Here is a 13,442-nt window from a genome sequence, read left to right on the forward strand (position 1 = left end):
CCCGCCGCCCGCCGCCCCGTCACGCATCGGGCCAGCTGAACATCAGCGACCGTTCCAGCACGCGCCCCGTCTCGGCATCGCGTACCAGCAGGATGGTCTCCGGCGGGCGGGTCTCGGCCAGCGGCGCCTGGACGAACAGCCGCAGCGAGGCGATGCCGTCAGGGCCCACTTCCACCGTGCCGAAATCCTCGGTCGCCGTGCCGTCGCTGCCGAGCATGCTGAGCGACATGCCGGGCAGCGCATCGGCCAGGGTGAGTTCCAGGCGGCGCGGCTCGCGCTCCTTGTTGTGGACCTTCAGGGTGTAGGTGTTGCGGATGGTGCCGTCGGCCAGGGTGACGAACAGCGGCGACCGTTCCTTCAGCGCCGTCACCGCCAGCGTCGTGCGGCTCAGGTAGACGCCCGACAGACCCACCGCCAGCACCGCCAGCACCGCCATATACACCATGGAGCGCGGCCGCATCAGGCGGGTCGGCTCCGGCCGGCTTTCAGTGCGGGCGCGGGCATTGGCGAAGCTGTCGAAGCGGATCAGCCGCTGCGGCCGGCCGACGGTGGTCATGATGGAGTCGCAGGCGTCGATGCACAGGCCGCAGTTGATGCAGTCGGCGTTGACGCCGTCGCGGATGTCGATGCCGATGGGGCAGGCCTGCACGCACTGGCCGCAGTCGATGCAGTCGCCCAGGCCGGCGGCGCGGCGCTCCTCCCAGGTCTGCGACTTGCGCTTGGCGCCACGCCCGTCGCCCCGCCAGTCCTGATAGGTGACCACCAGGCTGTTGTCGTCCAGCATGGCCGACTGGATGCGCGGCCACGGGCACATGTAGTTGCAGAACTGCTCCCGCGCGAAGCCGGCCAGCAGGTAGGTGGTGCCGGCGAAGGTGAGCGCGAAGCCGGCCAGCCACAGCGGCGCATCCAGCGTCAGGTAGCCCATCAGCGTGGTCGGGGCGTCGGCCATGTAGAAGCTGACGGTGGCCCCGAAGGCAAGGCTGATGAGCAGCCACACCGCATGCTTGCCGCTGCGCCGGGCCAGCTTGTTCAGGCTCATGGGCGCCTTGTCGAGGCGGATGCGGGCTGCCCGCTCGCCCTCGAACAGGCGCTCGACGCGGATGAACAGGTCGGTGAACACCGTCTGCGGGCAGGAAAAGCCGCACCACACCCGCCCGGCCAGCGACGCGGTCATGAACAGCGCCAGCACGCCGATGATCAGCACGCCGGCGAGGTAATAGACCTCCTGCGGCCAGATCTCCAGGCCGAAGAACCAGCCGCGCTGGCCGATGGGGTCGAGCATGATCGCCTGGTCGGGCGCCGCGCCGGGGCGGTCCCAGCGCAGCCACGGGGCCAGGAAGAACACCGCCGCCAGCACGCCGCCGATCACGTCCTTGGCGCGGCGGAACGGGCCGCTCACGGTCTTCGGATGGATCTTCACGCGGCTGGCGTAGAGGCTGCCGCCTCCCTGGTTCAGCGTCTCGCTCATGCGGTCCCCGCGGATAAAGATGCAAACACGGCGCATCATATAGAGGAAACGGCGCCGGCGGGAAAGGGCCGGCGGTCAGCGTTTCCGCACAATGGCGTGATCGGCCGCCCGGCAACTTGACGCCGGTCAAGTCCGGCCCGGATCGGCGCCCCGCCCTTGACCGGAATCAACCCCGCCCGGCGGCCGGTGCGGCACCATGCGGCCTTCCCGACCTACCCCTTGTCTGCGGAGAGACCGACCCGTGTCCGACCTCGTCATCGACGTCACCGCCATCGCCCCGTGGGACCGCCACCACCACATCTTCGACAGTTACGGCCGCCTGCCGGTGGGGCAGGCCCTGCGGCTGGACGTGGACCACGACCCCCTGCCCCTGCGCCGCCAGTTCGAGGCGCTGCACGGCACGGCCTTCGACTGGACCTACCTCGCCAGCGGCCCCGACCAGTGGCAGGTCCGCATCGAGAAGCGGCGGGAGAAGGATCACTGCTGCGGCGGTTGCGGCGGCTGAACGCCTAAGCGGGCGGGATTGCGGGCATGCGTAGCATCATCCGCAATTCCGCCATCTTGGCCGGCGAGGCTGTGGCATCCTGACCTTCCGCCACGCCCTTCGGGGAGTCCGCCGCGCCATGCCCTCCTTCCGCTCCGTCGTCGTTGCCTGCGCCACCGCGCTGCTGTCCGGCTGCATGACGATCACCACCGCCGGCGCCCTCGACCCCCGCTTCGACGGCCCCGGTGCGGGCGCCGGCTGGGGCTGGAGCGACCCCGACGATCCCCGCACCGGCCGCGGCACCGGCCCCCGCCTGCTGGTCGACCAGTTCGGCCGCCCGGTGGTCGACCGCTACGGCAAGCCCGTCTACGTCGACGCCTGGGGCCGCCAGGTCGGCAATACCTACGGCTACGGCGGTGGCGGCGGCCAGCAGGTGTTCCCCGGCATGCCGGGCGGCCTGTTCGGCGGCGGCGGGGGTGGCTACGGCTACGACGACGACGACCCGCGCTCGCGCCTCAGCAAGGGCCAGGCGGCGGCGCTCGATCAGGGCTGCGTGTCGCGCTACGAAGGCAACCCGAAGAAGCTGCGCCGCTGCCTCAACGGCGACCCGCGCCTGTTCGAGGACGCCCTGGAAGACGGCTGCCACATCCGCTACCAGAACAACGCCAAGAAGCTCGGCCGCTGCCTGAAGGAAGCCCGCGGCGGCGGCTTCCCCTGGTAAGGCGGGGGCGACGGGCGGCGGTTTAACCACCAAGACACCAAGACACCAAGAGGCCGGCGCGGGATTGCCGCCGCCGTCGCCTCATCCTCCAGATGGAGGGAGCGCGAGGGAGGGCCTCCCCTCCCTCGCACCATCTTAGTGTCTTGGTGACTTGGTGGTTCGCCGAAGCAGGTAGCCCGGGAGGGCGCAGGCGCCGGTCGGCAGTCTAGCCACCAAAACCCCAAGAGGCCGGCGCGGGACTGCCGCCGCCGTCGCCTCATCATCCAGATGGAGGGAGCGCGAGGGAGGGCCTCCCCTCCCTCGCACCATCTTCTTGGTGTCTTGGTGTCTTGGTGGTTCAAACACTTAAAACAAACGGGGCGCCCTTCGCAGGGCGCCCCGTCGTCTTGTCTGAACCGGAGACCGGATCAGGCGGCGCTCATCCCGCCGCCGCGGCGCGGGCCGCCACCGCCGACCTTGCGGCCGCCCTTGCCGCCCTGCTTGGCGCCGTGCGGCGCCGGGCGGCGGTCGTGACGCTCCGCCCGCTGGTCGTTGGCGGCGTGGGGCGAGCGGTTGCCGCCGTTGCCCTGCGGGCGCTGGCCCTGGGGACCGGCGCCGTGCGGGCGCTGGCCGGGCGCACCCTGCGGACGCGGGGCGCGGTTCTGCTGCTGGCGGGCCGGCGGCTTCGGCGGGCGGGTGCGCAGGGCCGCCACTTCCGGCGCGTGCCAGTCGTGGGCTTCGTCGGACGGCACCGGCTGGCGGATGGCCCGCTCGATGTCGCGCAGGTAGGACAGTTCGTCGGTGTCGCAGAACGAGAAGGCGATGCCTTCCGCCCCGGCGCGCGCGGTGCGGCCGATGCGGTGGACGTAGCTTTCCGGCTCGTTCGGCAGTTCGTAGTTGATGACGTGGGTCAGGCCGTCGATGTCGATGCCGCGGGCGGCGATATCGGTGGCCACCAGCGCCTTGACGCGGCCGTTCTTGAAGTCCTTCAGGGCCGCCTGGCGGGCGTTCTGGGACTTGTTGCCGTGGATGGCGGCGGCGTCGACGCCGTCCAGCTCCAGCTGACGGACCAGACGGTCGGCGCCGTGCTTGGTGCGGGTGAACACCAGCACCCGCTCGATGGAATGGCTGTCCATCAGGTGGGTGAGCAGGTGGCGCTTGTCGTCGCGGCGGACGAACATCACGCGCTGCTCGATGCGCTCGGCGGTGGTGGCCGGCGGCGTCACTTCCACCTTCACCGGCTCGCGCAGCAGGCCGTCGGCCAGTTCGCGCACGCCGCTCGGCATGGTGGCGGAGAACAGCAGCGTCGACCGATCGGTCGGCAGGCGGTCGACCACCTTCCGCACGTCGCGCACGAAGCCCATGTCGAGCATGCGGTCGGCTTCATCCAGGATGAAGGCTTCGACGGAGTCGAAGCGGACAAAGCCCTGGTTCATCAGGTCGATCAGGCGGCCCGGGGTGGCGATCAGGATGTCGACACCGCCCGACAGGGCGCGGATCTGCGGGTTCATGCCGACGCCGCCGAAGATGCAGGCGGCGCGGAAGCGCATGTAGCGGCCGTAGGACTTGATGCTCTCGTTGATCTGCACCGCCAGTTCGCGGGTCGGCGTCAGGATCAGGGCGCGGCAGCCCTTGGGGCCGGCGCGGCGCTTGCTGGCTTCCAGCCGCTGCAGCAGCGGCAGGGAGAAGGCGGCCGTCTTGCCGGTGCCGGTCTGGGCGATGCCCAGCACGTCGCGGCCCTGCAGCAGCAGGGGAATGGCCTGGGCCTGGATCGGGGTCGGCGTCTCATAGCCGTCGTCGGCGAGCGCCTTCAGCAGGGGCTCGGCGAGGCCCAGGTCGGTAAACGTCGTCATATGGGGGAATGTCTTTCGAAAATTGGGGCGGCGCGCCGCACCAGGAGGGTGCGCACGGGAGCCGGCCGCGTTTGGGCGACCGTCTCGACCAGTGTCGATGCAGCCGCGAAGACCCCCATGTAGTCCGTTACCCGCCCCTTGTCAAAGCCGAAAACGAAAAACCCCGGCGGAAAGGCTCCGCCGGGGTCGTCGCAACAGGCCGTTTCCGGCGCCCGATCAGTGGCTGGAGGCCGTTTCGGCACCCAGGCCGGTCTGGCTGCGCACGTACTGGGCCGGGAAGCGGGCCTTCTCCTCTTCCGCCCGCTGGCTGCGGTCGGTGATCGAGAAGAACCAGATGGCGATGAACGCCGTCGGGATCGAGAAGATCGCCGGATGCTCGTAGGGGAAGATGGCGGTCTGGAAGCCGAGGATCTTGACCCAGATGGTCGGGCCGAGGATCACCAGCGCCAGCGCCGTCACCAGCCCGATGAAGCCGCCGATGAGGGCGCCGCGGGTGGTGGTGCCGCGCCACATCATGGACAGGATCAGCACCGGGAAGTTGGCGCTGCCGGCGATGGCGAAGGCCAGGCCGACCATGAAGGCGATGTTCTGGTTCTCGAACGCGATGCCGAGGACGACGGCCAGCACGCCCATGAACAGGGTGGCGATCTTCGACACGCGCATTTCGGTGCGCTCGTCCGCCTTGCCCTTCTTGATCACCGAGGCATAGAGGTCATGCGACACCGCCGAGGCGCCGGCCAGCGCAAGGCCCGCCACCACCGCCAGGATGGTCGCGAAGGCGACGGCGGAGATGAAGCCGAGGAACAGGTCGCCGCCGACCGCCTTGGCCAGGTGCATGACGGCCATGTTGGTGCCGCCCAGCAGCTTGCCGTCGGGGCCGAAGAACTCGGGGTGCTGCGAGATGATGACGATGGCCGACAGGCCGAGGATGCCCACCACCAGGAAGAAGTAGCCGATGAAGCCGGTGGCATAGACCACGGACTTGCGGGCTTCCTGGGCGTCGGACACGGTGAAGAAGCGCATCAGGATGTGCGGCAGACCGGCGGTGCCGAACATCAGCGCCATGCCGAGCGACACGGCCGACACCGGATCGGCCAGGAAGCTGCCCGGGCCCATGATCTTGTCGCCGAGGCTGTGGATGGCGACGGCCTGCTCGGCCACGGTGTTCAGGTTGAAGCCGAACTGCGACAGCGCCATCAGCGCCATGAAGGTGCCGGCCGACAGCAGCAGCACGGCCTTGATGATCTGCACCCAGGTGGTGGCGATCATGCCGCCGAAGGTGACGTAGGCGATCATCAGCACGCCCACCAGCGCCACGGCGATGGCGTAGTCGAGGCCGAACAGCAGCTGGATCAGCTTGCCGGCGCCGACCATCTGGGCGATCAGGTACAGCGCCACCACCGACAGCGAACCGCAGGCCGACAGGGTGCGGATCTGGGTGCGGCCAAGGCGGTAGGCAGTGATGTCGGCGAAGGTGAACTTGCCGAGGTTGCGCAGGCGCTCCGCCATCAGGAACAGGATGATCGGCCAGCCGACCAGGAAGCTGATGGAATAGACGAAGCCGTCATAGCCGGTGGCGAACACCATGCCGGTCAGGCCGAGCAGGGTGGCGGCCGACATGTAGTCGCCGGCGATGGCAAGGCCGTTCTGGAAGCCGGTGATGCCGCCGCCGGCGGTGTAGAAGTCCTTGGCCGACTTGGTGCGGCGGGCCGCCCAGTAGGTGATGCCGAGGGTGACGGCGACGAAGACCAGGAACATGGCGATGGCCGTCATGTTCACCGACTGCTTCTCCACGTCGCCGTCCAGCGCGCCGGCGGCCCACGCCGGCAGGGAGGCGAACAGGAACGCAGAGCCCGCCGCGACGGCAGGCAGAAGGCGGGCGCTCATCGCGTCAGCTCCTCAAGGACTTCACGGTTCAGCCGCTCGAACTCGCCGTTGGCGCGCACGACGTAGGCCCAGGTCAGCAGGAACGACAGCACGATGATGCCGGCCCCAACCGGCACGCCCACCGTCAGCGTCCAGCCTTCGCCCAGCGGCACGGCAAGGATCTGCGGGTTGAAAGCGACCACCAGGATGAAGCCGTAGAAGACCACCAGAATGATCGCCGAGAGCGTCCAGGCGAACCGGCTGCGCTTGGCCACCAGTTCCTGGAACCGCGGATTCGCGAGAATCCGATCAACAGACTCCTGTCCCATTCTTGTTTTTCCCCTCTCTCTAGACGGTGCGCTGCAAATGGGATGTTGCAGCGCGGCACGGTATAGAGGGGTTTCCAAGCAACATCCACAAAAATCATCGGCGCCCGGCGGCAAGGAAGTTGCAGAAAACCGCCCTTTCGGCCGCCTTCGATTCAAACGATCGTTTGGCCGAGTGGTGCAGCCGCCGGGGGCGGCGCGGCAAGTCCTTGACCGTGAAGGCGAGCTGTCGCGCCGTGCAGGGCAGCCATGAACCGAACCCGTCGGTCGGTTGTTGTCATTCCTGCGCCGCAGCGTGACCATGGACGGGACCAGGACAGGCAGCGGCGCCTGCATCATGTCACCGGCAGGGAGGGTCAGGCGTGCCCGCACGGCTCGGCATCGGAGTGGTCACCGGCACCCAGGCCGATGCGGCGCTGGCGCGGGCGCTCGGGCTGCGCGTTGCCTCCTGCGGCGGCATCGCCGGGCGGGCGGAGGATCTGGCCGAGGAACTGGTGGACGAGCAGGGCGTGGTGGCGCTGGTCAGCTTCGGGCTGGCCGCCGGCCTGTCGCCGGCGCTGCCGGCGGCGGCGGTGCTGGTGGCGTCGGGCGTCATGCCGGAACAGGGCGGCCGGCCGCTGGTCACCGACGATGTCTGGCGCACCAACCTGCTGCGCAGCCTGCCGCAGGCCCTGACCGGACTGGTGCTGGGGGTGGAGCGGCCGCTGCTGTCGGCGGCCGAGAAGGGGGAGCTGTTCGCCGCCACCACCGCCGTCGCCGCCGATGCCGAAAGCCTGGGCGTGGCCGAGGTGGCGGCCCGGCGCGCCCTGCCCTGCGTGGTGCTGCGCGCCATCTGCGACCCGGCCGACGCCGACATGCCGCCCGCCGCCTTCGCCGCCCTGCTGCGCCAGGGGGAGCCTTCGCTCACCGCCGCCCTGCGACGGCCGCGCGACCTGCCGGCGCTGATGCGCACGGTGCGGCAGGTGCGCCAGGCCCGGGCCGCCCTGGCGGCGGCGCTGCCGGTGCTGGCCGACTGCCTGCCCCACCGGGCGGTGCGCGCCGCGCCGCCGTGAGGGTGAGTGCGCGCCGGCCTGCCGCCGCGCTATAGTCTGCTCCTCGACGCCCCAGCCCCGGAGCCGCCCATGCCGCCCTTCCTGCGTTCCGCCGTCTGCCTGCTGCTCGCCAGCGCCGCCGCCGTGCCGCTCGCCGCCTGCACCGGGGCCAAGGTGGTGGGCAAGAGCCCCGACGCCATCCTGCTGCGGGTGGCCGACGAAGGCGCCGTGGCCGGCAGCCGCTCCACCGCCGACAGCCACTGCGCCCGCCGCGGCCAGCAGGCGGTGCTGGTGTCGAGCCAGCCGCTCGGCGAGGACGTCATCGCCCGCTGGGAATGCCGGTAAGCCGAAAGAACCCGCGACGGCGGCTGTAGAAGAAGCGTTGCTGCAGCACGGAACACCCTGGTGCAGGAGCGATCATGAGCCGCCGTCCCCCGCTTCCCCTGCTGCTTTCCCTCGCCGCCGCCGCGGCCCTGCTGACGGCCTGCGGCGGCCCCGAGGTGGCCTCCCGCCAGCCGGACAGCCTGACCCTGGTGGTCGGCGGCGCCGATGAACTGGCCAGCGCCGGCGAAGACGCCGCCTACTACTGCGGCCAGATGGGCCAGGGCGCCGATCTGGTGGAAACCCGCCAGCTCGACGACGGCGTCATCGCCCGCTTCGTCTGCCAGTAACCGGCGCAGCCACCGCCCGAACACGAAAAAGCCCGGCGCCGTCGACCGGCACCGGGCTTTTCCTTCCTCACGTCACCGAAGGCACCGGCTTACGCCGCCGCCGTCTCCGCGCGGGTGACGCCGATCTTCACCGTCTGGCCCTGCATGTCGTGCTCCGACACATGGCCGGCGGCCGACAGGTCGTCGGTCAGGCGCAGGTCGACGGCCAGCGTCTCCTTCTTCACCGTCTCGCCGAACTGCTCCAGCGCCGGGCGCAGGCCCTCGGGCGCCGCCACCGTCAGGACGATGCGGTCGGAGATGTGCAGGTCGGCGTCCTTGCGGGTCATCTGCACGAGGCGGATGAGGTCGCGGGCCTGACCCTCGCGCTCCAGGTCGTCGGTGACCGTCACGTCCAGGATCACCACGCCGTGGCCGCGGGCGACGGTCGCCGAGTGGACGCCCTCCGCCGTCAGCACGCGCAAGCTGAAGTCATCGCCCGCCAGCACCTGACCAGCGATCTCCACCGTGCCAGCGTCGGTGAGCGTCCACTCGCCCGCCTTGCCGGCCGCCATGACGTCGCGCATGGCCTTGCCGATGCGGGCGCCGATCTTGGGGTTCACGTGCAGCGACTGGGTGCCGTAGGCGTGCGGGTTGTCCGACAGGGTGATCGCCTTGACGTTCACCTCGTCACGAATGACATCCTCGAACGCCCGCAGACGCTCCACCTTCGGCACCGCCACCGTCAGTTCCGGCAGCGGCAGGCGAACGCGCTTGTTGGCGGTTTCGCGCAAGGCCAGCGTCGCCGAGGCGATCTCGCGCACCAGATCCATGGTGTCGAGCAGATCCGTCTCGGCCGGCAGGGCCTCGGCCTCCGGCCAGTCGGCCAGATGCACGCTCTCCTCGCCGGTCAGGCCCTTGTAGATGGCTTCGGTCAGGAAGGGCAGCAGCGGCGCCGCCGCCTTGCACACCGTCACCAGCACCGTATAGAGGGTGTCGAAGGCCGCCTGGTCCACCTTGCCGCCTTCGGCCCAGAAGCGCGGGCGGGAGCGGCGGATGTACCAGTTGTTCAGCGTGTCGATGAACGGCGGCAGCGCGGCGCAGGCGCCGGGGATGTCGTAGACGTCGAGCGCCTTCTGCACGTCGGTCACGAAGCGGCGCGTCTTGCCGAGGATGTAGCGGTCGAGCACGTTGTCCGAGCCCGTGGCGATCTTCGCCTTCACCCCTTCCGCATTGGCGTAGAGCGTGAAGAAGTAATAGGCGTTCCACAGCGGGATCACCACCTGCCGCTGGGTCTGGGCGATGTCGCGGCCGTCCTTGGCCAGCGCCAGATCGCCGCCGGTCAGCAGCGGCGAGCCCATCATGTAGAAGCGCAGCGCATCGGACCCGTAGGTGTTGAACATGTCCACCGGGTCCGGGTAGTTCTTCAGCCGCTTGGACAGCTTCTGGCGGTTTTCGTCCAGCACGACGCCGTGGCACATGCAGCTGCGGAACGGCGCCTTGCCGAACAGCGCCGTCGACAGCACCACCAGAGTGTAGAACCAGCCGCGCGTCTGGGCGACGTATTCCACGATGAAGTCGCCGGGGAAGTGGCCTTCGAACCACTCCTTGTTCTCGAACGGGTAGTGCACCTGGGCGAAGGGCATGGAGCCCGACTCGAACCAGCAGTCGAACACGTCCTCGATGCGGCGCATCATCGACTTGCCGGTCGGGTCGTCGGGGTTCGGCCGCACCAGCTCGTCGATGAAAGGGCGGTGCAGGTTGTCGGGCCGCACGCCGAAGTCGCGCTCGATCTCGTCCAGGCTGCCGTAGACGTCGACGCGCGGATAGCGCGGATCGTCCGACTTCCAGATGGGCAGCGGCGTGCCCCAGAAGCGGGCGCGGCTGATGTTCCAGTCGCGCGCGTTCTCCAGCCAGTTGCCGAACAGGCCGTCGCGGACGTGCGAGGGCGTCCAGTTGATGCCCTTGTTGACCTCGACCATCTTGTCCTTGAAGGCCGAAACCTTCACGTACCAGCTGTTGATGGCCTTGTAGATCAGCGGCGTGTCGGTGCGCCAGCAGTGCGGGTAGTTGTGGCGGTACTGCTCGTGCTTGACGACGCGCCCTTGCGCCTTCAGTTCCTGGATGATCGGCTTGTTGGCGTCGAACACCAGCATGCCGTGGTAGTCCGGCACCTCGGCGGTGAACTTGCCCTCGCTGTCCACCGGCACCACCAGCGGGATGCCTTCCTTCTCGCAGACGAGCAAGTCGTCCTCGCCGAAGCCCGGCGCGAGGTGGACGGTGCCCGAACCCTCGGAGACGTCGACGAAGTCGGCGGTGATGACGCGGAAGGCGTTGGCGGTCTTGGCGAACCACGGGAACAGCGGCTGGTAGGACCGGCCGGCCAGATCACGGCCGGTGACCGTGCCGACGCGCGGCAGGTCGCCCAGTTCCTTCTTGTAGCGGCCAAGCGTCTGGGCGCCGATGATCAGGTGCTCGCCGTCCTTCTCCAGCACGGCGTATTCGATGTCGGCGCCGACCGCCAGGGCGAGGTTGGACGGCAGGGTCCAGGGCGTCGTCGTCCAGGCCAGCAGCTTCAGCGGCGCGGCGTCGCCCTCGCGCGGCACCAGGGTGAAGCCGACGGTGATCGCCGGGTCCTCGCGCTCGCGGTAGGAGTTGTCGAGGCGGGTCTCGAAGTTGGACAGCGGCGACTGCACGGCCCAGCTGTAGGGCACGACGCGGTGGCCTTCGTAGACCAGGCCCTTCTCCCACAGGGTCTTGAACGCCCACAGCACCGACTCCATGAAGTCGATGTTCATGGTCTTGTAGTCGTTCTCGAAGTCGACCCAGCGGCCCTGGCGGGTGACGTAGTATTCCCAGTCGCTGGTGAACTGCAGGACGGAGGTCTGGCAGGCGGCGTTGAACTTCTCGATGCCGTAATCCAGGATCGCCTGACGGCCGGAAACCCCGATCTCCTTCTCCGTCGTCAGCTCGGCGGGCAGGCCGTGGCAGTCCCAGCCGAAGCGGCGGTCGACCTTGTGGCCGCGCATGGTCTGGTAGCGCGGCACGGTGTCCTTCACGTAGCCGGTGACCAGATGGCCATAGTGCGGCAGGCCGTTGGCGAACGGCGGGCCGTCGTAGAACACGAACTCGCTGCCGCCGTCTCGGCTCGACACCGACCGCTCGAAAATCTTTTCCCGCTTCCAGAATTCGAGGGTCTGTTCCTCAAGCTTGGGGAAGCTCGGGCTGGACTGGATTTCGGGGTACTGTTTGGTCATCGGTGTTCCGGCATCCTGAGGGCGGCCCGGCGTCCGCGCAAAACCACGGCGCCCGCGTCCGCGAAGCGACACGGTGAGATGGGGAGCGGATAATACGAAAGCCACCCCGCGCCTGTCGAGCGCGGGGTTGACCTCAGCCGCCGCCCTCCCCCTCCGGCAGGTTCAGGCACAGGAACAGCCGGGTCACGCCGCTGCCGGCCACCGGCGGCGAGCGGTGGACCACCGGCGCCACCGTTGCCGGCCGCCACGTCTCGCCCTTGAACAGCGCCACCTGATGGCGGCGCAGCGGCGTTGCCCGGTCGGGGCGGCGGGGGTCGGCGATCAGGGTGCCGGGGCCGCGATAGGTGGCGACAAGGCGCAGCGGCACCCAGTCCACATGCCACTTCCAGCAGGCGTCGGTGTCGATGGCCTCCAGCCGCAGGTCGACCTCCGCCACCCCGGCCACATCGGCAAAGCGGCGCACCAGCAGGGCGATGTCGGCCAGCAGCTGGCGGCGGAAGGCGCCCGGCGGCAGGCCGCTGCGGTCGAACACCGGCGCCAGCGCCTGCATCACCCGCACCGGCGCCACCGTCAGCCGCACCGTCGGCAGCGCCTCGGCCGGCAGCCCGTCCAGCCAGCGGTCGAAGGCGGCGGACAGCGGCCGCTCGATCAGGCAGAGGGCGATGTCGGGATCCCGGATGCGGTCCAGCGCCGCCAGACTGTGCGCCTCCACCACCCGCCCCGGCGGCAGGCCGACGGCGGCGTCGGAAATGACGGTGGCGGGCGGCGGCACCTCGACCGGCGGCACCAGCAGAAGGGAAGCAGGCATGGGCAAGGACCAACAGGACGGCGGCAGTGTATGTTTTGTTATATCATAACATACCTCACCCGCAAGACGCCGCTCGGCCAACCAGCCCCTCACCGCGCCCCGGCCTTGGCCTCCCCCTCATCGCCATCCCCCGCCTCCTGCGGCCGCCCGCGACTGCGGCGGCAGCGGTCGGAGCACCAGACCACCTCCGCCCACACCCGCGCCCACTTGCGCCGCCAGGCGAAGGGACGGCCGCAGCCGCGGCAGAGCTTCGTCGGCAGGTGGGGCTTGCGATGGGCCATGGCATGGCACGGACCGGACGGGCTGGAGAGCCAGGAGGGGGCTGACACGGTCCGGCGCCTTCCGGCCGGCGGCGCGGTCACCCGGGGAAAAGCCCCGCGCCGCCGATCACCCGGAAAGACGGCGGCCGGAACCGTGTCAGTGGAGGATACGACGGCGCCGCCGGGGCGGATCACCCCCCGGCCCGGAGGCCGCACAAATGCCCCAATCACCGCCTTCAAGCCGCCTCACTTCTACGTGTATAGTCGGGACACGAACACACCCGTTCGTGGCGCGCCGGTGGGGCGCGTGAACCTGTCATTGGGGGAATAACTCTATGCGGACCTTCATTGCCGCCGCCCTGGCGGCGGCTGTCGTCGTGGGCTCGGCGCTGCCGGCCGCCGCCGGCAGCTGGACCTTCGGCCTCCTCAACCAGACCAACGAGGTCATCACCGGATTCCGCACCCAGGAAGGGGGAGCCTGGAGCGGCAACTGGCTGAAGCAGCAGGTGAAGCCGGGCGACGAATTCGAAATGGACTTCGGCACCGCCGAGGGCGAGTGCGTGGTCCGCAGCCAGGTCACCTTCGCCGACGGCAGCTACTTCGACTATGACGTCGACTACTGCCAGGTGAACAACCTGTACGTCTACGCCGACGAGATCCGTTGGGACTGACCCTGACGTCACCTCCGTCCGCCCCCCCCCCCCCCCCCCCGGCGCGGGCGGCGGACTGGTTGAGGTCGATC

Annotated in this window: 13 protein-coding genes; 6 read left to right on the forward strand and 7 right to left on the reverse strand. The window is 69.6% G+C overall.

The genetic code is table 11. The features are described from left to right. Positions 1 to 19 precede the first annotated feature (19 nt). On the reverse strand, positions 20 to 1,468 hold the full coding sequence (gene ccoG / locus ABD056_RS14355) for a cytochrome c oxidase accessory protein CcoG (RefSeq protein WP_343867664.1): 1,449 nt from the start codon (positions 1,466 to 1,468) through the stop codon (positions 20 to 22). A gap of 241 nt (positions 1,469 to 1,709) precedes the next feature. Between ccoG and ABD056_RS14360 the strand changes: the two genes are divergently transcribed. Together ABD056_RS14360 and ABD056_RS14365 are read left to right on the forward strand one after the other, a co-directional pair. Then, entirely contained in the window at positions 1,710 to 1,973 is a 264-nt protein-coding gene (locus ABD056_RS14360) for a DUF2249 domain-containing protein (RefSeq protein ID WP_343867666.1), read from the forward strand. Between the two features lie 118 nt (positions 1,974 to 2,091). Further along, positions 2,092 to 2,673 (forward strand): hypothetical protein, encoded by a 582-nt coding sequence (locus ABD056_RS14365; RefSeq protein ID WP_343867668.1) that lies wholly within the window; start codon positions 2,092 to 2,094, stop codon positions 2,671 to 2,673. A 407-nt stretch (positions 2,674 to 3,080) separates the two neighbouring features. Here ABD056_RS14365 and ABD056_RS14370 read toward each other — a convergent pair whose 3' ends face one another. The 3 genes from ABD056_RS14370 to ABD056_RS14380 form a co-directional block, all read right to left on the reverse strand. Next, a complete protein-coding gene (locus ABD056_RS14370; RefSeq protein ID WP_343867670.1) occupies positions 3,081 to 4,505 on the reverse strand; it encodes a DEAD/DEAH box helicase in 1,425 nt (474 codons plus the stop codon). 216 nt (positions 4,506 to 4,721) lie between these two features. After that, positions 4,722 to 6,392, reverse strand: coding sequence for a cation acetate symporter (locus ABD056_RS14375; protein WP_343867671.1), 1,671 nt, complete (start codon positions 6,390 to 6,392; stop codon positions 4,722 to 4,724). Continuing rightward, positions 6,389 to 6,700: a DUF485 domain-containing protein gene (locus tag ABD056_RS14380; protein ID WP_343867672.1), complete on the reverse strand. Its 312-nt coding sequence runs from the start codon at positions 6,698 to 6,700 to the stop codon at positions 6,389 to 6,391. Before ABD056_RS14380 ends, ABD056_RS14375 begins: the two co-directional genes overlap by 4 nt. A gap of 359 nt (positions 6,701 to 7,059) precedes the next feature. Here ABD056_RS14380 and ABD056_RS14385 point away from each other — a divergent pair, with 359 nt between their 5' ends. From ABD056_RS14385 to ABD056_RS14395, 3 genes are all read left to right on the forward strand, one after another. Continuing rightward, entirely contained in the window at positions 7,060 to 7,749 is a 690-nt protein-coding gene (locus ABD056_RS14385; protein WP_343867674.1) for a phosphorylase family protein, read from the forward strand. 69 nt (positions 7,750 to 7,818) lie between these two features. Next, positions 7,819 to 8,073 carry a hypothetical protein gene (locus ABD056_RS14390; protein WP_343867676.1) on the forward strand — a complete coding sequence of 85 codons (255 nt, stop codon included), beginning with the start codon at positions 7,819 to 7,821 and terminating at the stop codon, positions 8,071 to 8,073. A 74-nt stretch (positions 8,074 to 8,147) separates the two neighbouring features. Further along, the gene (locus tag ABD056_RS14395; RefSeq protein WP_343867677.1) at positions 8,148 to 8,399 is read left to right on the forward strand and encodes a hypothetical protein; all 252 of its coding nucleotides are present in this window, start codon (positions 8,148 to 8,150) and stop codon (positions 8,397 to 8,399) included. 89 nt (positions 8,400 to 8,488) lie between these two features. Here the strand turns inward: ABD056_RS14395 and ileS are convergent, their stop codons facing one another. From ileS to ABD056_RS14410, 3 genes are all read right to left on the reverse strand, one after another. Continuing rightward, complete coding sequence (gene ileS / locus ABD056_RS14400; RefSeq protein ID WP_343867679.1) at positions 8,489 to 11,632, reverse strand: isoleucine--tRNA ligase; 3,144 nt, start codon at positions 11,630 to 11,632, stop codon at positions 8,489 to 8,491. A 133-nt stretch (positions 11,633 to 11,765) separates the two neighbouring features. After that, positions 11,766 to 12,440: a DUF1826 domain-containing protein gene (locus tag ABD056_RS14405; protein WP_343867681.1), complete on the reverse strand. Its 675-nt coding sequence runs from the start codon at positions 12,438 to 12,440 to the stop codon at positions 11,766 to 11,768. A gap of 89 nt (positions 12,441 to 12,529) precedes the next feature. After that, entirely contained in the window at positions 12,530 to 12,769 is a 240-nt protein-coding gene (locus ABD056_RS14410; RefSeq protein WP_343867682.1) for a DUF2256 domain-containing protein, read from the reverse strand. A gap of 266 nt (positions 12,770 to 13,035) precedes the next feature. On the opposite strand from ABD056_RS14410, the gene ABD056_RS14415 reads away from it, so the two are divergent. Continuing rightward, positions 13,036 to 13,371 (forward strand): hypothetical protein, encoded by a 336-nt coding sequence (locus ABD056_RS14415; protein ID WP_343867683.1) that lies wholly within the window; start codon positions 13,036 to 13,038, stop codon positions 13,369 to 13,371. Positions 13,372 to 13,442 lie beyond the last annotated feature (71 nt).

The sequence above is a fragment of the Caenispirillum bisanense genome, assembly GCF_039523075.1.
GTDB lineage: Bacteria > Pseudomonadota > Alphaproteobacteria > Rhodospirillales > Rhodospirillaceae > Caenispirillum > Caenispirillum bisanense.